The organism is Sphingomonas gellani (assembly GCF_900110035.1).
Classification (GTDB): Bacteria; Pseudomonadota; Alphaproteobacteria; order Sphingomonadales; family Sphingomonadaceae; genus Sphingomonas; species Sphingomonas gellani.
The window spans coordinates 63,123-86,394 of the sequence record NZ_FOCF01000012.1 but is presented as its reverse complement, the minus strand read 5'-3'; the positions used below and the strand labels follow the sequence as shown (position 1 = coordinate 86,394).

Below are 23,272 nucleotides of genomic sequence, written 5' to 3'. Positions count from 1 at the left end.
GTGGTCATGATGTATGTGCGCTTTCCGCTCAGCTTGAGGAACGTTGAGGACCTGCTGTTCGAGCGCGGCATCGACATCTGCCACGAGACGGTGCGCCACTGGTGGAACAGGTTCGGTCTGCGGTGAGCGGACGACATACGCCGTCAACGGGTGAGCCGGATACGGGGCTTTCGCCAATGGCGCTGGCACCTGGACGAGATGTACGTGAAACTGAACGGTGAAATGGTCTACCTGTGGCGAGCGGTGGATCACGAGGGCGAGATCCTTGAGAGCTTCGTCACCAGAACCCGCGACAAGGCAGCAGCGCTCGGCTTCATGAAGAAGGCGCTGAAGCGCCACGGCTCACGGCAGGTGATCGCCACTGATGGGCTGCGCAGCTACGGCGCTGCCATGGATGAGCTTGGCTGCAGGGACCGGCAGGAGATCGGTCGATGGGCCAACAACCGGGTCGAGAACTCGCACCTGCCGTTTCGACGACGCGAGCGGGCGATGCTGCGCTTCCGACAGATGAAGACGCTCCAGAAGTTCGCCTCTGTCCACGCCAACATCCACAACCACTTCAGCCTCGAACGCCACCTCGTTGATCGTCAGACCTACAAGCACCGACGTTCCGCCGCACTGGCGGAGTGGCAAACGCTTGCGAGCTAGTTTGTGACCTACAAAGGCCGGAGTGCATCGTGCGAACAGCGGTTCGTCTTGGACTGACGGCACCCAGCCGCCAATCCGACCGCTGTTCCGCTTCTCATCTAATCGGAACAGGCGGCCACGGCAGCGACCGCCTTTTTCAACAGCCCCGACCCTATACCGTCATCTTCCCGCGCCGGAACAACATGCAATCAACGCGGAAGGGGCGGGGGCGTCCTTTCGCGGCAAATAGCTCACGACGCCAGATTAGAAGCCGAGCCGTGCTCCCAGAGATACGGAACGGTAGTCGCCGGTCCGTGAGCCGGTGGTGGTACTTGCTGACGCGTCGATCCAGAGCCGGGGTGCGATCTGGAATGAGCCGGACGCACCTGCGATGAACCACGCGTCAGCAACATCGGTTGCCTCCGCTGGCAGTCCACCCATCCCGCCCGAAGACAGCACCGTCGCTCCGTTGCTGCTCTGGACGCGGCTGAGGGATACGCCGACGATATGGCGATTGCCGGAGCCGAAGAAGCGGTCGACGCGCGCGGTGGCGCTGCCGGTCCAGGCACGCTCGCGCGTCTCATAGTCGAGCGGTGCCGCCGGAGTCAGCGCCGAGCGCAGGGCGCGGCTACGGCCGTATTGAACCGCTAGGTTGGGCGTGACGTAGAAGCGCGGAGACAGCTTAATAAAATGCCCGCCGCTCAACGCCGCACCATAGACGCTGCTGGCGCTGCCTACCTGAGCGGAGCGAGTTCCGAGCGGTGTCGTGACGCCGGTGTAGTATTGGCGACCCGCCGACAGGTAGCCGTCGACGAACCAGCGCCCGAATGTGCCGCCCGCGCCCACCGAGCCAATCACGAAATCAGACGGGAGCGCTGCGTCCACCTGGCGCACCACGCTTCGGAAGCCGGTCGCGGCGACCCTGACATAGCCTCGACCCATCCGGCGGCTGAGCCCGGCCACAACGAACGGACGCACGGCATCGCCGTCGCGCGCCAGCACGCCGGATGAGAGCGTCGCGATCCAATCGGGCGCGGGCGGCGTGGCTGGAGCGGAGGAGGCTGACGGCTGCTCCTCAACCTTGGCGGTTTCCGCTCCAACCTGCGCAGCCGCCCGTTCCGGCGACGCCACGACGAGCGCCAGCGGAACCAAGCTAGAGACGATCCTATTTCTCGATCCCATCACCCGACCCGGCAGTCGTTGGGAAAGGCCAACGGCAGGGTGACGCGTGCGGTGAAACCGTTGGGCGCGCGGAACAGCGCGACGTCGCCGCCGTGCGCGCGCGCAATGGACCGGCAGACCGCGAGCCCAAGCCCGCTACCTTCGCGCCCTGAGCGGCGCGCCGCCTCCGTTCGGTAGAAGGGCTCGAACACCCGCTCCAGTTCGGCGTCGGGCAAGCCGGGTCCGTCGTCTACTATTTCCGCAATGGCGCAGGCATTCTCGACGCGAAGCGCCACGCGGGTGTGTCCACCACCATATTTCATGGCGTTGGTGAGAAGGTTGTCGAGCACGCGCCGGATGCCGAGCGGGTCGACATCCACGACTGCGCTCTCCACCCGGTCGGCATGCACATCGCCGAGCAGTGTCGCGTCCTCCACCACCTCGTCGACAATCTCCGCCAAGTCGCGCCGTTCACGTGCCGCAGGCGTAGAGGCATCCCGCATGAAGGCAATCACGGAGGTGATCATCTCCTCCATTTCCGCCACCTCGCCACGTAGCCCGTCCTGCTGGTCCTCGGGCACGTCCTCGATCCGGAAGCGCAGGCGAGTGAGCGGGGTGCGAAGGTCGTGGCTGATCGCCCCGATCATCGCCGTACGGTCGTCAACGAAGCTGCGCAGCCGGCTCTGCATCTGATTGAAGGCGTGGGCGGCGCGGCCGATCTCGGCCGGACCGTCGAGCGGTAGGACCGCCGCGCCGGGATCACGACCGAGCACGTCGGCAGCATGGGCGAACTCGTTGAGCGGGCCCACGATCCGCCGCATGAAGATCCATGCGATCGGCGCTACCGCGAGCAGCGACAGCAGGAACCAGAGCGCAACGCGGCGCTGCCACGCGTTCGGAAATCCTTCGGCGCGGGGCGAGACGACCGCCCAACGGCCGTCCGGCAACTGCAAGCCGGCGACGAAGTCACCTTCCACGAACGGAGCGGGCGCGAGCCCGAAGAGGCCGGTGGTCGGGCGTACGATCGGGACCGGCCGGCCCGCGGGCGGTGGCGCAACACCTTCGACGGCGTCCGAGGTACCATCCGCATCCTGCGGCGGCGCGATTCTTTCCGCGCCAGTGGTCGGTGCAGGGGTCGTCGGTACCGCGGGCGGGACTGATGGCGCGGGGTTGGACGCAGCAGCAAGAGGAGCTGTATCTTGAGGCTGCGGTTCGGGCCGACGAGGCGGTGGCAGCGAGCTGCTCTCCGGGGTGCGGGGCAGCGCGCCTCCGATGCCAGGGGCTGTGAGCTGCGGCAATCCAACCCCCGGTGGCAGCGCGCTGCGCAGGGGTGGCTGCGGGCTGGTCCCCGGCGCGAGGACGGCACCAGGGGATCCCGGCTGCATGCTCGCCGGCGGCTGCGCCGTCGGTGCCAGTGCTTGAGGCTGAGCCTGCGGCTGTGGCTGCGTAGATGGCAGCTGTGGAGGGGCCTGCCGCGGCAGCGTCGGCGGAGGTTGGGGCAGTGACTGCGGGAAGCCACCGCCCGGCAGGCCGGCTCCTGGGAACCCACCGCCTGGCGGTCCGCCGCCGGGGAAGCCGCCGCCCGGCGGACCGCCCGGTCCCTGCTGAAATAGCGCCGCACGGATAAGACGCGGGCGCTCCGCTTCCACGGACCACACGACCGCTTCAAGTGTTACCGCATCATCGGTTTCCGCACTGAATTGCCCTCCACGCATCCGCTCCGCATCGCCCGGCAATCGCTCGGGCGTGGCCACGGGGTCGACCGCGCCGCCCACGGGCAGCTGCGTGTAGAAGCCGAGCGCGACCTGCCGCACCGGTGCATGCAGCAGCCCGGCGAGCTTGCCGCGCGAGCTTTCCGAGACAAACCAGCCGCGCGCGGAGAGGTCGGGTGGCCCGGATTGGATCACCCGATCGAACCGGTCATCGCCACTGCCCTGCTGCCGGAGCGAGGCGGCGATGTCGGCGAGCGCGTATTTGCGAGGGGGCGCAGGCGGCAACACCAGGGTGAGCAGCAAGGTGACCAGCTGCGCCGCGACCAACGCGCCGACCAGCAACCCGATCAGCTGCACGATCAACGGCGGCCCGCCGAGTCTGCCAAGGCCGCGGGCCGACGCCTGTTCCGTGTCCCTACTCAACCGCATGTTGCCGACGCTATCAGCGCTCGCCGGGTGCTTCCAGCCTCGGCGCCGGGGCCGCTTCCGCGTCCGCCATCTCGCGGCGGAACGCCTTCAGACCCTTGCCGAGGTCACCCATGCTGTTGGCAATACGACCGCCACCGAACAGCAGCGTCATCGCCGCCACCGCGACCAGCCAGTGCACCATGCTCATGGAACCCATATCACTTCTCCTTTCGCAAGCGCGGCCTTGCCGCCCTGATATGTCTCAGAGATTGCTCGTGTGCGTCACCGCGGCGATGCCGCGGCTGCCGCCCTGACGGTCGAGCTGGACCACCACGTCGATCACCGAGCGCGCGTAGGCCAGCGTGTCCTGGCGGCTGAGCCCCAAGCCCGCCTGCATGACCATCAGCGCGAGCTGCTCCAGCGCGCCGGCCGGGCTGTTGGCGTGGATGGTCGAGAACGAGCCGGGATGGCCGGTGTTGATCGCGCGCAGGAAGCTGACCGCTTCCGCTCCGCGCAGTTCCCCCAGCACGATGCGATCGGGCCTGAGGCGCAGCGACGCCTGCAGCAGGTCGTCGGTGGTCACCCTTGCCTCGCCGGTCTCGCCCTTGACGGCGAGCAGACCGACGCCGTTGCCGCATGCGAGCCGGATCTCCGGCGTGTCCTCGACCACGACGACGCGCTGGTCGGCGGGCACCTCGCGCAGGAGCGCGTTGAGGAACGTCGTCTTCCCCGACGAGGTGCCGCCGCTGATCAGCACCGTGTTGCGCGTCGCGACGCAGAAGCGGAGGTACTCGACAGGATCCGTCTCGGGATCGGGTTCGAGCACCGCCAATACCGGCGCGCCCGGCGGCCGTGCATAAGCGTCGAGCGTGGTTTCGACCAGCCGGTGGCGGCGCATCGCCATGGCCCAATGCCCCCGCGTCGCTGGCGGTCCTGCGAACTGGACGCGCGCGCCGTCGGGCAACGTCGCCGCGAGCAGCGGCCGCTCGCGGTTGATGCCTTGGTGGCTGACCCGAGCGACCTGCTCGGCGAGCCGGCGGATCAGCTGGTCGTCGATCGCCGGCACCTCCTCGCGCCGCATCGTGCCCGCGGCCTCGACCCAGACTTCGCCGGGTCGGTTGACAAGGATTTCGGTCACGGCCTCGTCGGCGAGCCAGCCGGCGAATGGGGCGAGGTAGGCCGCCAGGTAGACGTCCGTCGTTCCCTTAAGCGGAACCACATCCGCCGTTTGCTCCTGATGTATGGTCCTGAGGATCGTCTGGGTCATGGCTGGATGCTCCCGTTTGCGATGGAGAAGTCGAGGTCGCGCGCGGTGAAGACGCGGATGGGCTGGCCCACACCGATGCGAATGGTGGGCGGGATTTGCGCGTCGCGCTGCGCCGCCACCGACGCTGCGCTGCTGCCGCCCGAGAGAACGAGCGACGTGCCGCCGGTCGCGAGCGCGCCCAATCCACCGATCACCGACAAGAGCCCGGCCGCGCCGAACCGCTTCATAAAGTGGCTGTTGACCTCGCCGGTGAGGCCCGACGCGCCGGAAAACTCGATCGCGGGCGAGGCGAGCTGGACGGTGACGCCGTCCGGCCGGATCAGCCGCGTCCACATGACGTAAGCGCGCGTCTGGCCCGCCGCGAACCCGCTCTTGTATTGCCCAATCAGCCGGGACGAGCGCGGAACCAGCACGCGGCTGCCGTCAAAGGAGCGCACGTCCTGGCTGACCACCGCCCGCGCGTAGCCGGGCAGGTCGCTGTCGATCGCGGTTTCCAGCACTGCCGGGATCAGCGTGCCCTGGGTCACGGTATTGGCCGGATTCACGATCCGGGTCGCAGTCGCCACATCGCCGGTCCCTTCGCCCATGCGGCTGGCGAACGATTCGTTCTCCGAGAGGGGCTGAGGCGCCGTGACCTTGGCCGGCGCGCCGGGAACGGGCGCAGCAGGCGCGGCCGCCGCGATCTCGGGCGCGCCAGACGTGTCCCACACCATGACCGGTGCGTGGGCCGCGTCGATGCCGGTCCGCGGCGCGGTCGCGGGCTGGATCACCCGTGCGATCGCCACCTCCTGCGCCGGTGTCGCAGGCGGAACCGGTATGGTTGCCGGCGGTGCAATCGGGGCGGCAACCTTGATGGGGGGCGCCGGCCTGACCGCGGGTGCGCGGGGCTGCGGCGCCGGACCGCTGATCGACCAGAAGGTCAGGCCACCGAGCAAGATTGCGCCCGCGGCGCCCGCGGCGAGCCCGGCCCGGTCGCGCCGCGCGACGCGGGTCGCAACGATAGGGAAGCCGTTGGTGCTGGCGGCGACCAGCGCCTGATTGTCCAGGCTCTCGCGCGGGTCCTCCTGCGCGATGAAGGGAACGAGGCCGGCCGACCGTTCAAGGGTGGTGGTGCTCATATCAGCGCTCCGCCGTCTGGGTGATCGGCTTGGCCGGGATGGGCCGGGCGGCGCGCGGCTCGGCGGCTAGCGTCAGCGCGGCCTTGCCCGCGCGCAGCACCACTCGGCCGGGCACGCCCTCGACGACGATGTAGTCGCCGCGAACGGCGAAGTTGGTCGGCCCTTCGCTACCGTCCTGCCCGATCGTCAGCACCGCGGGCACCGGCCGGTCGTGCGGCCAAGACAAGTAGAGCGACGTACCATCGTCAAAGCTGCGCTCCGGCATCAATGTCTTATCGCCCTTCGCGGTCCAGCCGAAGTTGAGCTGGAGCGGGGCCGGCGGCCTCGCGGCCGCCGCGACGAGCGTGGGCGCCTCGGCAGGTTGCGGGGCCGGCGGCGGGGGTGGCGGCGCAGGATAGGTGAAGCGCAGCAGATAGGTGGAGGGCGCCCGCGCGCTAGCGACGAGCTCGAACAGGTAGGTGCGTCGGTCGGTGACCACGGTCATGTTGGTGCGCGCGGGGATCGCGACCGGCTTGATGAACAGGAGGTTTGCCCGCTTGTTGGGCGTCACCTGCCAGCGCGACGAGTCGCCGATGGCGACGTTCTCGATCCGCTCGCCGTCTTCGAAGGCGATGGTGGACTGGAGGTTGGCCCGGCCCTCGAACCGCACCACGCGCGCCTCATCGTAGAAGCGCGTGGCGATACGGCCGTCCGGGCTCGCCATCGCCGGAACCGACACGCTGGCCGCCAACGCGAACAGGATCGTCTTCATGGCCGTGCACTCCTTCGCTTCAGCCGTTGATCGCAGGCTCTCCACTCGACCCGAGCTTTGTCTCGGGCATTGCCGGGCATCAGAAATGTTGTGTCCGAGTGGACGTGACCCTCACGCGAAGCGCCCCGACCTCTTGGTGGAGACCGGGGCGTGTCAGACCGGGTTGATGCGCGAGATCAGCGGGGCAGCGCGCTGGTCCGGCCCGGGCGGGCGTTGCCGAGGGAGCGGCCGAGCGCAGTGGCTCGGCCCCGCGCTGCTGCCCCCGGCGCGAACGGCACCACGTTCGCCATCTGGCCGGCAGGAGCGACGATGAGGCGCTCGCGCTCACGAGCGCCGGACTCGTGCCCGCCCGCGTCGACAGGGGAGCCGGCAGGCGCACGGGGTGCCACTGCGGCGGCCAGAGCGCGAGCTCGGTCGTTGAACGCGGGCAGGGCCGACGGGCCCGGAGTGGCAGCAAAAACCGTGCTCCTCGCCGAGGCGGCCGTTGTATCCGGCGCCCCGACTTCAGCCTTCCCGGCTTCGCCGCGCCCGCCCAGCCGCCAGCCTGCGACCAGTGTGCTCGCGACCTTCAGCACCATCGCCATCAGCGCGCAGTAGACAGCGGCGCCCAGGAACACGGTCGCAGCCTGGCTCATGGTCGGCTCGGCCCCGAGGTTTTCGGCGATGGGCGTCAGGATGACGATCGCGCCACCGCCGATCAGAACGGAGGAGAGCGGCACGACCGCAAACAGCACGGCAGCCTTCAGCCAGCCCTCGAACAACCCGCGGGTGCCGCGAAAGATCGACAGGACCAGAAACACCGGCCCGAGCGCCAACAGCGCGGCGAGCGCAATGCGTGCCGTAATGAGCACGCCTGCCGTGCCCAGCAGAAGCAGCATGGTCGCCGCCCACAGCACGTCCGCCGACTGCCAGCCCTTGGCGTCGGCTCCTTGCGCGTTCTGCGCCGCCTGCGCTGCTTCCGCTACCGCGCCGAACAAGCGATCGAGCCGGTCCGCGAACAGGGTAGTCGCCGAGCCGCGGGTGCCGAGCAGCAGTCCGGCGATCTGGTCGGGCGCTCCGACCAGCAGGTTCCAAACAACGCTCTGATACGCTGCCCATGACGTGGCGAAGGTCAGCGCCACGCCCAAGGTCAGCATCCGCGGTGTCAGCCCGGAAATGCCGATGCGGGCACGCCCGGTGAGCAGTTCCACCGCGGTCCACGCGACGTAGAGCGTCAGCAGGATGGTGAGCGCGGGCAACAATCCGCCCTGAGCACCGAACAGCCGCTCGAAGGCGTGCGCCGTTCCCTGCGCGGTCTGGCAATCGACGCTGCGCAACGCCGCGCCGATGCCGTCGGGACCGTCGGTCCCGAAAGATGGACAAGTGCTCATTCCGCCGCCTCCATGAACCAGTCGTGATCCTCAGGCCTGCCGCCCGGCCAGGGGGCTCCGGTCAACAGCGGGTACCAGCGTGCGGGATCGTCGCCGACCTCGGCCCGGATCCGGTCGAGCCGCCGCACGCTCGCCTCGCGGCCCGACAGCACCGCCAGCATCTCGCCCGTGCCTGACAGGTCGAGCCTGACCACCACCGAGTGGTTGGCGTGGCGCACGAGGAAGCAGCGGCTTTCCGCCGGCAACGCCCGCACCAGCGCCAGCTCATGTTCGCTCAGCCCGAAGCCAGAACAGTAATCCTCCGCCTTCGCCTTCGCGTTTGGCATGAAGATCGACGTCGCGGTCTGCTCCACGATCGCGGACGCGATCGAACTGCCGAGCGCGTCTGCCGCGGACTGGGTGGCGAAGCCCACCAGCGCGTTGCGCTTGCGCAAAGTTTTCAGCCAGTCGCGGATGCGGCCCGCGAAAACGGCATCGTCCAGCGCCTTCCAGCCCTCGTCGATGAGGATCATGGTCGGCTCCCCGTCCAGCCGCTCGTCGACGCGGTGAAACAGGTACATCATCGCCGGCGTGCGCAGCCGCGGGGTGTCAAGTAGCTGCGTCATATCGAAGCCCAGCGTCTGCGCGTCGAGGTCGAGCCGGTCGACCGGGTTGTCGAACAGCCAGGCGTGCTCGCCCGCCCCGATCCACGGTTGCAGCCGATGGACGAGGTCGCCAGCCTCCGGCCGCCGTGCGCCGCCCAGAAGCTCGCCGAGATGGCGCAGCCGCCGGAACGCCGGGTCATGGTCGTAGGCCGCGGCCACCGCGCCCGCGATCGTCGCCAGCTCCTCCGGCCCGTCCGCCTGGAGCAGCACCGCCAGCCAGTCGCGCAGGAACGCCTGGTTGGCGGGCGTGTCAGGCAGTGCGAGCGGGTTCATCCCCGTCGGCTCACCCGGCGTCAGCCGGGCGTAATGGCCGCCGATCGCGCGCAGGAAGATCTCGGCGCCGCGGTCCTTGTCGAAGAAGACGAGCCGCGGTCCGAACCGCTGCGCTTGTGCGGCGAGGAAGTTCAGCGCCACCGTCTTGCCCGAGCCCGACGGCCCGATCACAGTGAAGTTGCCGAGGTCGCCTTCGTGAAAGTTGAAGAAATAGGGCGTGGCGCTGGTGGTCTCGAGGACGCCGACCGCGTCGCCCCAGTGATTGCCAGCGGCCTTGCCGCCCGGAAAGCCATGCAGCGACAGGAAGCCCGCGGCGTTGGCTGTCGAGATCAGCGAGCGGCGGACCACATAGGCCTCGTTGCCGGGGAACTGGCCCCAGAAGGCAGGTTCCATGCCGGTGTCCTCGCGCACCGCGACCGCGCCGGTGTCGGCGAGCGCGGCGCCGGCTTCGGCCGCGGCGCGCTCCAGCGCATCCAGGCTCTCAGCGCGGACCAGCAGCGAGAGGTGGTGGTCGCCGAAGCCGACCTGGCCCGCTCCCAGCCCGTCACGCGCGGCCGCCATCTCGGCCCGCTCGGCCGCCGCCTCGGCGTCCGCGGACTTCAGCCGCCGGATGGCGAGGTCGATCCGCTCGCGCGCGACCTGGCGATCGGCGGGCGCGAAGCTCTCGGTCAGCACCATCTCGTGCGGTAGGCGTAGCAGGTTGTCGACGATACCGGCGCGAGTCGCGTCCGGATACTCCTTGACGGACAGCAGCGCCGCAAAGCGCCGCCCGCCGGGCAGCCGCGTCTCGATCGCGTCCAGGCCGAAGCTGACCCGAGCGTAGGGCAGGTGGTGGCCGACGTCCGTGCCCTCAGCCGGTGCCAGCACCGGCCTGGTCTCGCCGTTGTAGAGCGCTGAGAGCAGCTCCAGCGGCTCGGAGCAGCGCCCGCCGGCCGCGCCGTCATAGCCGCCGAGCACCCGGGCACCATAGGGCGCCAGCCCGGCCGCGAGCGCGGTGACCGCCGCGTCAAGCTCGCGCAGGGTGGGTGCGTCAACCTCGCCGGCGCCGTTCATCCGGCGGCCGACCCGCTCGGCCCAGCCGGTCTTCCCGCGTGCAGGGCGGCGAAGCACCGTCAGATACTGGTCGTTGACGTACAGCCGCCGTGCCGACAGCGCGGCGCTCCACCGCCGCCCCAGCTCGCGCGAGAAGGCGTCATCGCTCGCATCCGACGCTGCCACCTCGACGCGACGGCGCACGACGTGGTGGTAGATGACGAAGCGGGCATCGAGCGCGCTCCTGAGCATCGTCTCGCGGACGGCCAACATGTGGTCAAGCTGCTCAGTTTCCTCGGTCTCGAAGGCGATGCCGGGCACGGCGAGGACGCGCATGACGCCGCCGTCGCGCAAGGCCAGCGTCTGCTCGCCGCGCAGCCGCGCATAGGGCAGTCGGTCGCCGGCCCGGGCTTCGCGCTTGCCCCACACGGCGGGGCCGATCCACTTGCTCATGACGCTTGTTCCTTCACGGCTCGTAGGAGTTCATGCCCCAGCGCTTCCAGTTGCGGACGCGCGGGGTCCGGCTGACCCTGGTCAGCCAGAGATCGAAGATGCGCGGCTCGCGCAGGCAGGCGAGATAGCCGATGCCGTGGACCAGCAGCGCGATGGGCAATGCCCAGAAGCTGCCCGTCACCAGGAACGCCTCCGTCGTCACCGCCATGTTGACGATGAAGAAGGAAAAGGTGACGCCCCCGAACATCTGTGGTCGGGTGAGCGCCCGGAACACGGGCGCCCGGTTCAGCCCGGCCATCCTTCAGCCCGCCATGCCGGCGGTGGACTGGATGCCCGCCACGATCGCGGCCGAGCCGAACAGCACGAAGCAGCCGATGATGACCGTACCGCCAAACTTCCAGTTCAGCCGGCCAGTCAGCATCATGAAGCCGACCATCGCGACCGCGATCACCGCCACGGTGGTGGCGACATGACCAAGCAGCGTGCCCTGGAGCCAACCGAGCGCGGCGACGATCGGGCCGGAGCCCTGCGGGTCAGCGCCGGCGACCTGCGCGAAGGCGGCGGAAGGCGTGAGGGCGGCCAAAACGGCCGGCACGGCGATCAGGTGCTTCTTCATGGTCACTTCTCCTTGGGGGACAGGCGCGCGAGGATCGCGGCGACGTAGGCGCGGGTCTCGGCAATGTTCGGGATGCCGCCGGCGCGGATCACGCGGCCGGGACCGGCATTGTAGGCGGCGAGCGCGCGCTCGACGTCACCGTCGAAGCGGTCGAGCTGCTGGCGCAGGTAGCGCGCGCCGCCCTCGATAGCGGCGACCGGGTCTCCCGGATCGACGCCCAGCGAACGGGCGGTGGCCGGCATGAGCTGGGTGAGCCCTCGCGCTCCCACCCGGCTGACTGCCGCGACGCGCCAGCGGCTCTCCTGCCAGATCAGCGCCTCCAGCAGCGCAGGGCTGATGCCATGGGCAGCGGAGACACGCGTGACAGTGTCCGCATACGCGGCGGGCACCGCAGGCAACCGAGTGGTCAACGCTGCAACCGGCAGCGATGAGGGTGAAGACGTATTCTCATTCCAGTCGATCAGACCGGCGCCACTGCGGGTCAGCACCGTGCCGTTATCGGCGACCTGCATCACCTGGGCATGCGCGCTGGTGGTGCCGAGCAGGGCTGCGGTGGCCGCGAAGCCGGCTGCGGCGAGGAACACGGGATGGCGGATGTCGATCTTCATGTCGGTCACTCCAGTGACGACGTGATCGACCCCGGCCATTGCCGGCGAATGTCCCGCAGATATCCGTGGCGGACACGTATCGTATAAGGCCGTAGACATGTTGCGGACACGCGGCGGCAAAGGAGGGCTGGCAATCAGCCACCATGCTCGCCAATGTAATCCGCATGGATCTCGCCACCCGCATCCTGATCGTCGACGACGACGAGGGCATCCGGAGCCTCATCTCGTCTTTCCTCGGAAAGAACGGCTTCCTGACGACAGTCGCCAGCGATCCCGTCGAGATGCGCGCAGCCATGGCCAAGCAGCGGCCAGACCTCATCGTGCTGGACGTGATGATGCCCGGCGAGGATGGGCTCACAGCGTTGCGCGGGCTCCAGGCAGCCGGCGCCCCTCCCGTGATCATGCTGTCGGCAGTGGGTAGCGACGTTGACCGGATCATCGGGCTGGAGATCGGCGCCGAGGATTACCTGGCGAAACCGTGCAACCCACGCGAGCTTCTCGCGCGTATCCGGACGGTGCTGCGCCGGCGCGAAGCGACGTCCGCGCCTAGTCCCGCTGCGCTCGCGCTGGCAATCGTCGCCGAGCCGGTAGGCGAGGGTCGCCCCATGCTCCGCTTCGGCGACTGGTCGCTCGACGCGGAGGGGTTCACCCTTTACGCGCCCGACGGCGATCCCGTGCCGCTCACCGAAGGCGAGTTCCAGGTCATGCGGGCGCTTGTCGAGCATCCGCGGCGCGTCCTCACTCGCGACCAGCTGATCGAGTATGCGCGCGGCGGCGACAGCGACAGCTTCGACCGCGCGGTGGACGTCCAGGTGAGCCGCATCCGGCGGAAGCTCGCGGCGAAGGACGGGCAGGAGCTCATCCGCACGGTCCGGAATGAGGGTTACATGTTCACCGCCTCGGTGGTGCGGCGCTGAGGGATCCGAAAGGGGGCGGGCGCCGGGACCACCCGGCGCCCGCCGATCTCACAGGGCCAAGCCGATCTTCGCGGCCGCCGCGTAGCCGCCGCTGACACTGCCCGACATGGTCGGCGTCTGCTGCGCGAGCTGGGCGCTCGTATTGTCCCCGAACACGTTGTCCGACGACAGGCGGACCGACCGGAAGTTGGACACGCTGCTGCTGTAGAGGGACGATCCCGAGTACACCGTCGAACAGACGGCGCTCGGCATCGCGACCTGCCCGATCAAGCTGGCGTAGCGCGCGCCGGTGGCGGTTGAGAGGCTTGAATACACCTCGAAGTGGATGTGCGGCCAGCGGCCCGAGTAGCAGCCCGGGAAGATGGTCGTGAACGTCACCTCGTCGTTTGCGTCGGTCACGCCGACGCCGCGCAGGTAGCTCTCCTTCGGGGCGGTGTAGAGCGAGTAGGGGCCGGCCGCATCGCACTGCCAGATATAGACCGCGTAGCCCGCCAGTGGCGCGCAAGACGAATTTACGTTCACCAGCGTCAGCGTGATCGTCATCGCAACGCCTTGGGCAGTCGTGGTCGAGCTGACGAAGCTCGGCCGGATGTCTGTGCGCACGATGCCGCTGGTGGTAAGCACGTTCGAGGTCGATCCGGACGACGTGTTGGTGCCGTCGGCAGGGTAGGGGACGTTGGTTTCGCTCGCATCCGCCACGCATCCGGAGGAACTGCTGGTAGTCGTGATCGTGGTGGTCGTGGTGCCGGTAGACGGTCCGCCCGAGCTTCCTCCGGATGTGCCACCAGTCGTCCCCGGCCTGCCGCCACCGCCGACGGTAATGACGCCGCTCCGCGTTGCACCGCCGCCCTTGCCGCCCCGGCTCATTTGGGCGGCCGCTGCGACGGCGGTGCTTGCCGCGATCGCCGCGCCACCGGCCGGCGCCAGCCAGGCTAGCGCGCGGCGGCGCTCCATCATCCGCTCTCCGATGACCTGCAGGTCGTGGGCGAGGTCGCGGTCATGATCATCGTCATCGTGTTGCATCGCTCTTCTCCACGCTACCGGTTCGCTAGGCGCGGGCCGGGGCTAGGATGAGGTGCAACACCAGCTTTGCTCGGCTATGTCCCTGTTTTCACTGGCAAGTGATTACGCGGTAGGCGCTTTCCACAAAGAAACCCCGGCCGGGTTTGAGCCCGGCCGGGGCCGCACGGTGACAGGGGAAGCACCGTGCTTCGGGGAGCCCCGGCCGGGACCAACAGGGAGAAGTCGGCCGGGGAAGCGCGGTGACAGGGGACCACCGCGCATCCGTGGAAGGGTTACAGCGCCAAGCCGATCGTGGCCGTGCCAATGTAGCCGGCACTGGTGCTGCCGGTGAGAGCTGGGGTCATCGCACTGTTCTGCGCGGTTGTGTTGTCACCGAACACGTTGTCGCTCGACAGCGAGCCGATCTGCGTGAAGTTGCGCGAGCTTGAAGGATAGGTCGTCGTGTCCGCGTAGACGGTGGTGCAGATATCGGCTGGCAACGCCAACTGCGAAATCAATGTGGCATAGCGGCCGCTCGTGGCGTTTGTCAGGCTCGAATACACCTCGAAGTGGATGTGCGGCCAGCGACCCGAGTAGCAGCCCGGGAAGATCAGCGTGAAAGTGACCTGCCCGTTGGAATCTGTCACCTGGACACCCCGCAGGTAGCTTTCGGCCGGGAGGGTGTAGAGCGAGTAGAGCCCCTGGCGATCGCAGCACCAGATGTAGATCGCATAGCCCGACAGCGGCGCACACGACGAGTTGACGTTCACCAGCGCGAGCGTGATCTGGAGCTGGACGCCAGTCGCCGTCGTCGTGGACGAGATGAAGCTCGAGCGGATGTCCGAACGCACGATCCCGCTCGAGGTCAGCACGTTGGAGGTCGAGCCCGACGAGCTGTTGGTGCCATCGGCAGGGTAGGGGCCGTTAGTCTCCGATGCCGCGGCAACGCAGCCGGACGAGGATGTCGAGGTTGCGGTTGGCGTGGGCGTCGCGGTAGGAGTAGGCGTTGAGGTTGCCGTCGGTGTGGGCGTTGCAGTCGACGTCGAGCCGCTGACAACGCTCACCGAGTCCGAGCTGCTGGAGCCGCTACCGCCGCCGCAGCCGGCGACCAGCGCGGCGGTGCCCGCGCCGGCGAACCACTGGAGCATGCGCCGGCGAGCGAGCAGCGCCTCGAAGCGCGGCAGGTCTTCAGCCATGCCGTGGCCGTGGCCGTGATGGTCGTCATGGTGGTCGTGGGCCATGGGGTCCTCCTGTGATCCGATGATCCTCTTCTCTCCCTGGCTTTTGTCCCGGAGATTGCAGCAACACGGAAATGTTGTGTCTGGCCGCTGCCGCGAAGGGAGCGGCGCCGACAAAGCTCGATCCTCTCTGAAAAATGGCGGCAAAACAGGGAGAGGAGATGACGCTATCGCCCATGGTCGGGTGACCTCAGCGGAGACGCGATCACCGTGAGAAACAACCTGACGATCGCGACGCTGCTGCTGGCCGCGCCGGCGAGCGCTCAGCAGCCCGCCGCCGACTGGCCACTTCCGCCGGGCCGCGACGCGGCCGGCCGCCACGGCGAGGCGGCCGACCTTGCGCTCGTGCTCGAGCTGTCGGCGGCCCAGCGTCCGACGCTTGACGCCTATCTCGCGGCAGCGGGGCCGCCGATTCCGCCCGGCCCTCCGCCGGCCGAGGTCGGCACCGGGGGCGAGCGTCCGCCCCAAGCCATGGTGGAGATGGTCGTGATCGGTAACGCCGACAGGTGGCGGCGACTGCGTTCGCGGGCAAGCTGAACGAGCGACAGCATGCCGTGTTCGCGGCCGGCGAGCGGCTGCGGCAGCCCGGCCCGGACGGGTCCCGGCCGCCGATGCCGTCCGGCGACGGTTCGGCCGCGCAGAGCTGAGCGCGAGCGGTGCGGACGGTTCAGAACCTGAAGACAATGCTAGCGAGCAACCGGTGTCGGCTGAACCCGGCCGCGTAGTCGTCGCGGCGCCACTCGCCGTTCAGATAGTTGTCGCGCGTCAGCGGTAACTCTGCGCCTACACCGGCCAGAACGCTTCGATGTGGCAGCGTGACTCACAACCCCACACTTCCGGCAGACCCGGCGCGTTTCATTGTCCGCTCGTTTGCAGGACGGTGGTGCCCGTCGATCAATCTTGCGAAAACGACGAAGTGAGTTCGGTGACGAGGAAGTCCGCGAGAAGCGATACGCGGCGCCAACCTTTGCGTGAAGCAGGATAAAGGACGCTGACAGGGAGCGGCGGCGGCTCGTGGTCCTGCAACACCCGCAGCAACGTGCCGCCGGCAAGATCGTTCGCCACCTGCGATGACAGCACCGCGACGATGCCTCGGCCATCTCGCGCGGCTGCCACTGCAGGTTCGGGGCGGTTCACGGCCAAACGACCGCTGGCGGCAACCGGGAGGATCGCACCGCCCGCCTTGCCAAAGGTCCAAGGGGCATCGTTTCCCCCATCGCCGTGCTGGATCAATTGATGGGCAGCCAGATCGGTAAGGCTACGCGGGACGCCATGCTCTTGCAGATAGGCCGGACTGGCGACGAACGATCGGCGGAGGACGCCGGCCGACCGCATGATGAGCGTGCCTTCGCGCGGACGGCCGATGCGTACGGCGAGATCGAAATCCTCCTCGATCAGATCGACTACCCGATCCAGCAGACGCAGATCGACGCTGATGCCAGGATGCCGGTCGAGGAAGCGGAGCAGCAGCGGCGCGACCTGCTCGGCGCCGAAGCCGGTAGGTGCCGTTACGCGGAGAGAACCCACCAGCGCGGCGGCGGCCTCCGACGGCAGGCTGATCGCGCCCTCATAATCTTCGATCAAGCGACGGGCGGTTTCAGCAAGCCGTCTTCCGGACGGGGTTGGCTTGCAGCTGCGTGTAGAGCGCTCGATGAGTCTGACGCCCACGCGGTTTTCGAGGTCGGCAAGGGCGCGCGTGACAGCCGCCGGAGAACGGCCAAGCCGCCGCCCGGCAGCGGCCAGGCTGCCGGTATCGACGATGGCCAGCAGCAGCTGGAGTTGGGCGAGACGGTCCATCCGGTGTTCCACTTGGCGGAAGATTGGGTTGCGCCTTGTCGGCATTCACCGCCTGTCCCGCAAGGGTTAGGCAGGGGCAGTTGACGCACAGCACGTTCGGAAGCCGTTATGTACCAGGAACAGAATGTCCGGCCGTTCACCATCGAGATCGACCAACTGGTGCTCGATGATGTTCGTCACCGCTTGCAGGCGACGCGCTGGACCGACGAGGTCGAAGCGGAGCCATGGCATTATGGTCCGCCGCTCGCTTATATGCGCCGCGTGGCGGAGTATTGGCTCCACGACTTCCACTGGAGGGCGCAGGAGGCAGCGTTGAACCGCTTGCACCATTTCCAGACGGACATCGACGGTCTACCGATCCACTTCGTCCATGAAGAAGGCGTCGGCCCGGAGCCGCTACCCCTCATTCTGACCCATGGCTGGCCCGGCAGCTTCATCGAGATGCGGCACATCATCCCGTTGCTGACCGATCCGGCGGCCCATGGCGGTCGCGCGGAGGATGCGTTCACCGTCGTGGTGCCCTCGCTTCCCGGCTACGGCTTCTCGGGCCGGCCGACCCAGCCGGGCATGGACTATTCTGTCACGGCGGACATGTGGGTGACGCTTATGGCACGCCTCGGCTACGACCGGTTCGGCGCTCAGGGCGGGGATTGGGGATCGTGGGTAAGCACGGCGCTGGCTCGCCAGCATCCTGAACGGATAATCGGGCTTCACCTCAATTACCTTTCGACCCGCTTCCGTCCGGCGACCAGTGCATCCGATGCGCCCGTCACAGATGAGGAGCAGGCGTATCTCGACCGGGTTGCGCGATGGAGCGAGGAGGAAGGCGCATACATCGCCATCCAAGCGACCAAGCCGCTGACGCTGGCCTACGGCCTCACGGATTCGCCGATCGGCCTGGCGGCGTGGCTCATCGAGAAGTTCAAGGCATGGAGCGACAGCGACACGTCGCCGGAGGATGCGATCGCCATCGACGACATCCTGACCGACGTCATGATCTACTGGGCGACGAACACGGCGCATTCCGCAGCACGTTTCTATAGCGGTTCGCGCGAGAACCCCTTCCACCTGAAACCAGGCGAGCGTATCGTCCCACCTTGCGGCGTGGTGACGCTGCCGCGCGAATTACCTACCCCGCCGCGCAGCTGGGTCGAGCGCGCCTTTAACATCGTTCACTGGACCGACCTCCCCCGCGGCGGGCACTTCGCCGCGCTGGAGCAGCCAGAGCTCCTTGCCGCCGACATCCGGGATTTTTTCCGGCCGTTGCGAATGCAATAGTGGGATTCTCGATCCACCATCCCGGCCACATCCTTCGACGGCAGCCATTCCTCTGTCGTCCAGAATGTCTCCTTGAAGTCGCTGCCGCTACCGACCCCTGCTGACCAGCGGCATTGCTATGAAGCCGGGGAGCGCGGCCAATCGGCCGAGCCACGTCTGGATGTGCTCGTATTCAAGGATCGGCAGGCCAGCTCCCGGCGCGACCGCGACGAATGGAAAAACGGACACGTCCGCCAGCGTGGGCCGTCCGAGCTCAAGGAACGGTCGCGCGGAAAGATGGGCATCGAGATAAGCGAGCGCCCGCTCGCCGCGGGGCGCTGCGTAGTCGCCTGCCGACGGCACGCCGAAGGCTCGGTCGTTCCGTGCGAGACCGATGCCAAGCAGGGAGAGACACAGCGCGATGCGATGACTATTGGCTGAGAGGGGAAAGCAGAAAAGCTGGATGGCACTCACCTTCCTCTCCCTTAATAACGCCTATATGAATGCGGACGACCGTATATTTATTGACTTCTTCGCTGGTCAAGAGGAAAGACATACGGTCGAACGGATTGGATGGGCTGAGTTGATTGTCTGATGGTCGGAAAACCGACGGTCGCCGCGACAGGGGCAATGCGTCCCGCAGAGTGGCGATGACGCATGCGCGCCGGATCGCGTTGGCGGAAGGTCTGGAGGGATTGAGCTTCGGACGCGTCGCGAAAGATGCCGGGATGGCAAAAAGCAGCCTGCAGGTCCTGTTCGGCGACCGGGAGAAGCTGCAGCAATCGACCCTTACGGACGGGGTGGAGGAGGTCGCAGTCAAGGTGGCGGCTCTGGTACGCGCCGACCCCGACGCGTCGTCCCATCCGCTGACAGCCTTGTGTGACGCCTGGTTCTCGATCATCGCGCAGGACCAATGCGGCGGATGCCTGCTGACCGCCTCGGTGGCCGAATATAGTCTGCGAGCTGGATCGGTCGCTACGGCGGTGCGCAGCTCCTATGACCGCTGGCGCGATGCCTTGCTGGCGGCGGCAGAACGCGGTGTCGAGCGTGGCGAGGTGGCGCGAGGCACCGACCTGCCGCAGCTCGTCTTCGAGGTTCTATCGCTGCAGACCGCAGCCAATATCGGCATCCTGGTCGGTGATCAGGGCGCCATCGAACGGGCGCGAGAAGGCGTGCGGGCGCGGATCATGGGTGCCGGCGACGTAGTCCGGTTCAACAGGCCGGCGGGCTCGGCAGTGGACGATCAAGTAAGGGCGTAGACGACGAGTAGAGAGAAGGCGGGTGCTCCACGCATAGATTTGACAGGACGCGACATGGCGAAGCTCAATGAGAGGTGGATAGTTCAGCCGCATTGCGACTTGGTGGAGGTCGCGGACGGTATCATGACGGTCGAGGGATCGATCGTGATGCCGCTGGGCAGTTTCCCTCGACGCATGACCGTGCTGAGGTTGCAGGACGGCGGGAGCGCGGTGTGGAGTGCCATCCCGCTGCACGAGCAGCAGATGGCGCGGATCGAGGCGCTGGGCCCCGTGCGCTTTCTGATCGTGCCCAACAAGGCGCACCGGCTCGATCTGAGGCCGTGGCATGACCGCTATCCCGGGGCGCAAATCATCGCCCCGCCCGTCGCGAGGGAAGCGGTCACGGAAGCAGCACCGGTCAACGCCACTGAGGATATCCTTCGCGATCCGGCTATCGGTCTCCAGCCGGTCGACGGCACCGAGGCCGGCGAGTTCGCACTGACGGTGAAGCGGCGCGACGGTACGACCCTGATCCTCAACGACGTCCTGTCCAACGTACGCCACCCGAACGGGCTCGGCGCGCAGATCATGGCGCGCCTGTTTGGTTTTGGTGTGACGCGGCCGCAAATCTCGCGACCGGTCCGACGCATGTTGGTAAAGGATCCCGCGGCCCTGGCGAGCCAGTTCCGTGCCTGGGCTGCAATTCCGGATCTTCATCGCATTCTGGTGTCGCACGGCGACGTGATCGACCAGTCGCCCAAGGAGACGCTAGACCGGGTCGCAGCGGACCTCGCCGGTTGACCCCAAGATCGGAGAATAGCTGAGGGCGACGATGACCCCATATGTAGCACTACTTCGCGCCGTGAACGTCGGCGGCACCGGCAAGTTGGCGATGACGACACTGACGCGGATGTGCGAAGCTGCAGGATTCGAGAAGGTGAAGACCTACATCGCCAGTGGTAATGTCGTCTTCGCGAGCAACAAGTCGGAGGCTCAAGTCCGGTCCGCCCTGGAGGACCAGCTCCATGCTCATGCCGGCAAGCGCGTTGGGGTGATCGTGCGCACCGCCGCCGAGATCGCCGCCACGCTCGCCCGAAACCCCTTTGCCGATCAGCCCGGCAACCGCGTCATGGCGCTGTTCGTGGACGATAAGCTGCCGCGCGAGCCGCTGGAAGGCGTGACCGGGATCAAGGACGAGGAGGTGCGGCTGGGCAAGCGCGAGCTGTTCGTCCACTACCCGGACGGGATGGCGAAGACGCGCCTCAAGATCCCTGGCGAGAGGACGGGAACCGCACGTAACATGAATACGGTCGCCAAGCTCGCCGAGTTGGCCGCCGCGATCGCCTGAGCGGCGCGGTCGGCGCATCGTCGCAACGCCTTGTCGCGTCCAGCAAGGCCAAACAGTCTCATCACCCCTGATGGCTTTTGCGACGCACCGTACGTGAAGGAGCGGCTAAAGTTGGACAGCCGCAAAGCCGCTCGGGATGTCAACTTTCGGGTCAGCGAAGACGATGGCTATGCGTTGGCTTGCTACCAATCATGAGCTGCGATGGTAGCGAAACCGAGGGGTTTAGACGCCCCGGCATATAACTTAGTGCTGGCGAGCTATCTAACCAGCGCAACGCCGTCAGAACCCGCCCTTCAGGCCCATAGCGGCTGCGAACAACACCTTTTGATGCGGCAATCGACATCGCTTTTCGGGTCGCCGGATTGCGGCACGAACTCAATCCGCTCATATCTTGGACAGCCCTAGTGAGTTGCTTCCAATGCTCGAAACCGAGCCGCTAACCATCGACCCTGCTGCCCGAAACTCGTCTGTCGGGCTGAAGGCTTATCTCGACGGGGTGGCCGCCGTTGTGAAGCGTGTGCCCGCCGCTTGGGTCCGGTGCGAGCTTCATGCGCTGAAAGTCAGCGAACGCTTCACTAGAATGGAATTCATCGAGGTCGATTCCGACGGCAAGCAGATCGCCAAGGTCCAGGGTGGCTGCTGGCCGGCAGTGTGGCATCGCATCGATGAAGAGTTCAGGGGGGCTGGCTTGGCCCTTGAGGCTGGATCACAGGTTCTCGTCAAACTGCAAAGCAACCTCCATCCGACGTTCGGATTCCAGATCGTCGTCACCGACATCGACCTGACATTCGCGCTGGGCGATCTGAATGCGCGCATGCACTCAATTAGGAAGCATTTGCAGGAAGCAGGCATCTGGAACCAGAACAGGTCACTGCCGCAACCGGCGGATTTCGTGCGTGTGTCGGTGATTGCGCCGGCAGGTGCAGCAGGCCTCGGTGACTTTCGCGCGACCGCCGACCGGCTCAGCAGTGCCGGGCTGGCAGAGTTCGTGTACCTTGAGGTGCCGTTCCAGACCCGTGACGCACCGGCGCGGATCGTCGCCGCGCTTCGGGACATCTACCGATCATGCAGCGCGGAGGAGACACGTCACTGTGCAGTAGCGATCATCAGAGGGGGCGGCGCGTCAGCTGACCTCGCCTGGCTGGTCGATCAAAAGCTCGCGGAAGCGATCTGTCGCATGAATGTGCCGGTGATGACCGGCATCGGTCATGAGCGCGACCGCAATCTGCTTGACGAGATCGCCTGCATCCCGTGCGATACGCCCTCCAAGGTCGTCGAACATATCCGGTCCACCATCACCCGTGCCGCACTTGACGGGCAGCGCGCGCAAGAAGCCATCCGTACCCATGCGGCGCAGATCGTAAATCGCCACGATACAGCTATTGCCCTTGCCCGGACCGCTATCGACCGCGACGCGCGAGAAACCGTGCGGCTAGCCGAAACGACCGTCCGGGTCACAGCGACGGCACTACAACCGGGCGCACGTGCCTTGCTCGACAACACGCAAGCCGCTGTGACATCCGCCCGCACGGCCATCGACCGCCATGCTCAGGATACCGTACGGCTTGCTGAAACAACCATCCGGACCACCGCAACTGGACTGGAACCCGGCGCCCGCGCATTCCTCGATGAGACGCATGCTGCGGTTACTGCAGCCATGGAACGTACGCGAGCTGGCTCGCGCCAGCGCAGGGAGCTTGCAGCAAACGCCGTCCATAACCTGCAACGATCTATGACCCGTACCGTCGAAGCAGCAATCCGCCCACTGGAACTGGGCACCGGCAAGGCACTGAGCGAGATCCGAACGCGGCTCGATGCGGTGCCTCAAAGCGCGTCCGACAAGGTCACTCGCGTACACCGGCAGATCGCCGACGACGCGGAACGCTCCGTCCGCCTCCTGAGCGAAAAGATCACCAGCCTTGGTCAACAGGCGATCCAGGATGCCAAGCGTGGTCTGGATGACTGCCAGTCCGCCATCGCTATCATTCGTGAGCGCGCAGAGACACTCCATCCGCGAACCGTTCTCGCCGCAGGCTATACCATCTTGCGTGATCAGGCAGGCGAGCCGCTGACTGGGATAGCCGCGGTGAGAATGGCGGATCTGGTCACAGCGGAAATGCGCGACGGAACGACACAGCTACGAAGCACCGACCAGCAAGGAGATAAGCCGGAATGAATACCAGCGTGATGATCAAAGGAGCCAACGAGCCGGCGCCTGCCAAATTCGCAGATGCCTATGCCGAATTGCAGGCGATTGCCGCCAAGCTGAAGCCAGAGCAGGGGCAGATTCCTGACGTGGACGCGATCGAACCACTGGTGAGGCGAGCGAATGTGCTCGCGGCACATTGCCAGGAGCGCATTGAGTCCGTCCGCAAGCTGATTGGGGAGCAGGCGTTATCATGATCGCCTGGCTTGACGGCGTAGCGCTTCTGTTT

24 protein-coding genes and 1 pseudogene are annotated in these 23,272 nt (G+C 67.1%); 10 read left to right on the top strand and 15 right to left on the bottom strand.

Annotated elements, in window-relative coordinates; all coding sequences use genetic code 11:
- Positions 1 to 648: pseudogene (locus BMX37_RS17450) on the top strand (IS6 family transposase).
- A 243-nt stretch (positions 649 to 891) separates the two neighbouring features.
- Here BMX37_RS17450 and BMX37_RS17445 read toward each other — a convergent pair.
- The 11 genes from BMX37_RS17445 to BMX37_RS17395 form a co-directional block, all read right to left on the bottom strand.
- Positions 892 to 1,779 (bottom strand): autotransporter outer membrane beta-barrel domain-containing protein, encoded by an 888-nt coding sequence (locus BMX37_RS17445; protein WP_093667058.1) that lies wholly within the window; start codon positions 1,777 to 1,779, stop codon positions 892 to 894.
- Between the two features lie 29 nt (positions 1,780 to 1,808).
- A complete protein-coding gene (locus tag BMX37_RS17440; RefSeq protein ID WP_244501669.1) occupies positions 1,809 to 3,857 on the bottom strand; it encodes an ATP-binding protein in 2,049 nt (682 codons plus the stop codon).
- An 85-nt stretch (positions 3,858 to 3,942) separates the two neighbouring features.
- The gene (locus tag BMX37_RS17435) at positions 3,943 to 4,125 is read right to left on the bottom strand and encodes a twin-arginine translocase TatA/TatE family subunit (protein ID WP_093667056.1); all 183 of its coding nucleotides are present in this window, start codon (positions 4,123 to 4,125) and stop codon (positions 3,943 to 3,945) included.
- A 45-nt stretch (positions 4,126 to 4,170) separates the two neighbouring features.
- A complete protein-coding gene (locus tag BMX37_RS17430) occupies positions 4,171 to 5,175 on the bottom strand; it encodes an ATPase, T2SS/T4P/T4SS family (RefSeq protein ID WP_093667055.1) in 1,005 nt (334 codons plus the stop codon).
- On the bottom strand, positions 5,172 to 6,293 hold the full coding sequence (locus BMX37_RS17425) for a TrbI/VirB10 family protein (RefSeq protein WP_093667054.1): 1,122 nt from the start codon (positions 6,291 to 6,293) through the stop codon (positions 5,172 to 5,174). The genes BMX37_RS17430 and BMX37_RS17425 overlap by 4 nt, the downstream gene beginning before the upstream one ends.
- A gap of 1 nt (position 6,294) precedes the next feature.
- Positions 6,295 to 7,044, bottom strand: a complete 750-nt coding sequence (locus tag BMX37_RS17420; protein WP_093667053.1) for a TrbG/VirB9 family P-type conjugative transfer protein — start codon at positions 7,042 to 7,044, stop codon at positions 6,295 to 6,297.
- A 176-nt stretch (positions 7,045 to 7,220) separates the two neighbouring features.
- Positions 7,221 to 8,414, bottom strand: a complete 1,194-nt coding sequence (locus BMX37_RS17415) for a TrbL/VirB6 family protein (protein ID WP_093667052.1) — start codon at positions 8,412 to 8,414, stop codon at positions 7,221 to 7,223.
- A complete protein-coding gene (locus BMX37_RS17410; protein ID WP_093667051.1) occupies positions 8,411 to 10,816 on the bottom strand; it encodes a VirB4 family type IV secretion/conjugal transfer ATPase in 2,406 nt (801 codons plus the stop codon). The genes BMX37_RS17415 and BMX37_RS17410 overlap by 4 nt, the downstream gene beginning before the upstream one ends.
- A 13-nt stretch (positions 10,817 to 10,829) precedes the next feature.
- Complete coding sequence (locus BMX37_RS17405) at positions 10,830 to 11,114, bottom strand: VirB3 family type IV secretion system protein (protein ID WP_093667050.1); 285 nt, start codon at positions 11,112 to 11,114, stop codon at positions 10,830 to 10,832.
- Between the two features lie 3 nt (positions 11,115 to 11,117).
- Positions 11,118 to 11,432 (bottom strand): TrbC/VirB2 family type IV secretion system protein, encoded by a 315-nt coding sequence (locus BMX37_RS17400; RefSeq protein WP_093667049.1) that lies wholly within the window; start codon positions 11,430 to 11,432, stop codon positions 11,118 to 11,120.
- A 2-nt stretch (positions 11,433 to 11,434) separates the two neighbouring features.
- The gene (locus tag BMX37_RS17395; RefSeq protein ID WP_170842059.1) at positions 11,435 to 12,040 is read right to left on the bottom strand and encodes a lytic transglycosylase domain-containing protein; all 606 of its coding nucleotides are present in this window, start codon (positions 12,038 to 12,040) and stop codon (positions 11,435 to 11,437) included.
- A 164-nt stretch (positions 12,041 to 12,204) separates the two neighbouring features.
- On the opposite strand from BMX37_RS17395, the gene BMX37_RS17390 reads away from it, so the two are divergent.
- Positions 12,205 to 12,957 (top strand): response regulator, encoded by a 753-nt coding sequence (locus tag BMX37_RS17390; protein ID WP_093667048.1) that lies wholly within the window; start codon positions 12,205 to 12,207, stop codon positions 12,955 to 12,957.
- Positions 12,958 to 13,005: 48 nt separating this feature from the next.
- Here BMX37_RS17390 and BMX37_RS17385 read toward each other — a convergent pair whose 3' ends face one another.
- Both BMX37_RS17385 and BMX37_RS17380 read right to left on the bottom strand, forming a co-directional pair.
- On the bottom strand, positions 13,006 to 13,914 hold the full coding sequence (locus BMX37_RS17385) for a dioxygenase family protein (protein WP_244501667.1): 909 nt from the start codon (positions 13,912 to 13,914) through the stop codon (positions 13,006 to 13,008).
- 338 nt (positions 13,915 to 14,252) lie between these two features.
- Positions 14,253 to 15,200 (bottom strand): intradiol ring-cleavage dioxygenase, encoded by a 948-nt coding sequence (locus BMX37_RS17380; protein WP_093667046.1) that lies wholly within the window; start codon positions 15,198 to 15,200, stop codon positions 14,253 to 14,255.
- A gap of 207 nt (positions 15,201 to 15,407) precedes the next feature.
- Here BMX37_RS17380 and BMX37_RS17375 point away from each other — a divergent pair, with 207 nt between their 5' ends.
- Positions 15,408 to 15,734 (top strand): hypothetical protein, encoded by a 327-nt coding sequence (locus BMX37_RS17375; protein WP_093667045.1) that lies wholly within the window; start codon positions 15,408 to 15,410, stop codon positions 15,732 to 15,734.
- Between the two features lie 357 nt (positions 15,735 to 16,091).
- On the opposite strand, the gene BMX37_RS17370 is transcribed toward BMX37_RS17375, so the two are convergent.
- The gene (locus tag BMX37_RS17370) at positions 16,092 to 16,994 is read right to left on the bottom strand and encodes a LysR family transcriptional regulator (RefSeq protein WP_170842058.1); all 903 of its coding nucleotides are present in this window, start codon (positions 16,992 to 16,994) and stop codon (positions 16,092 to 16,094) included.
- Between the two features lie 108 nt (positions 16,995 to 17,102).
- On the opposite strand from BMX37_RS17370, the gene BMX37_RS17365 reads away from it, so the two are divergent.
- A complete protein-coding gene (locus BMX37_RS17365; RefSeq protein WP_093667043.1) occupies positions 17,103 to 18,272 on the top strand; it encodes an epoxide hydrolase family protein in 1,170 nt (389 codons plus the stop codon).
- 87 nt (positions 18,273 to 18,359) lie between these two features.
- Here the strand turns inward: BMX37_RS17365 and BMX37_RS19475 are convergent, their stop codons facing one another.
- Positions 18,360 to 18,614: a glutathione S-transferase C-terminal domain-containing protein gene (locus BMX37_RS19475; protein ID WP_425288471.1), complete on the bottom strand. Its 255-nt coding sequence runs from the start codon at positions 18,612 to 18,614 to the stop codon at positions 18,360 to 18,362.
- A gap of 100 nt (positions 18,615 to 18,714) precedes the next feature.
- On the opposite strand from BMX37_RS19475, the gene BMX37_RS19360 reads away from it, so the two are divergent.
- From BMX37_RS19360 to BMX37_RS17335, 6 genes are all read left to right on the top strand, one after another.
- Positions 18,715 to 18,846 (top strand): hypothetical protein, encoded by a 132-nt coding sequence (locus BMX37_RS19360; protein ID WP_280139274.1) that lies wholly within the window; start codon positions 18,715 to 18,717, stop codon positions 18,844 to 18,846.
- Positions 18,847 to 18,901: 55 nt separating this feature from the next.
- Positions 18,902 to 19,510 (top strand): TetR/AcrR family transcriptional regulator, encoded by a 609-nt coding sequence (locus BMX37_RS17355; RefSeq protein WP_425288470.1) that lies wholly within the window; start codon positions 18,902 to 18,904, stop codon positions 19,508 to 19,510.
- Between the two features lie 123 nt (positions 19,511 to 19,633).
- Entirely contained in the window at positions 19,634 to 20,290 is a 657-nt protein-coding gene (locus BMX37_RS17350) for a DUF4336 domain-containing protein (RefSeq protein ID WP_139198148.1), read from the top strand.
- Positions 20,291 to 20,321: 31 nt separating this feature from the next.
- Positions 20,322 to 20,837, top strand: coding sequence for a DUF1697 domain-containing protein (locus BMX37_RS17345; RefSeq protein WP_093667039.1), 516 nt, complete (start codon positions 20,322 to 20,324; stop codon positions 20,835 to 20,837).
- A gap of 418 nt (positions 20,838 to 21,255) precedes the next feature.
- Complete coding sequence (locus tag BMX37_RS17340) at positions 21,256 to 23,013, top strand: exodeoxyribonuclease VII large subunit (protein ID WP_093667038.1); 1,758 nt, start codon at positions 21,256 to 21,258, stop codon at positions 23,011 to 23,013.
- On the top strand, positions 23,010 to 23,240 hold the full coding sequence (locus tag BMX37_RS17335; protein ID WP_093667037.1) for an exodeoxyribonuclease VII small subunit: 231 nt from the start codon (positions 23,010 to 23,012) through the stop codon (positions 23,238 to 23,240). Before BMX37_RS17340 ends, BMX37_RS17335 begins: the two co-directional genes overlap by 4 nt.
- The last annotated feature ends 32 nt before the right edge of the window (positions 23,241 to 23,272 follow it).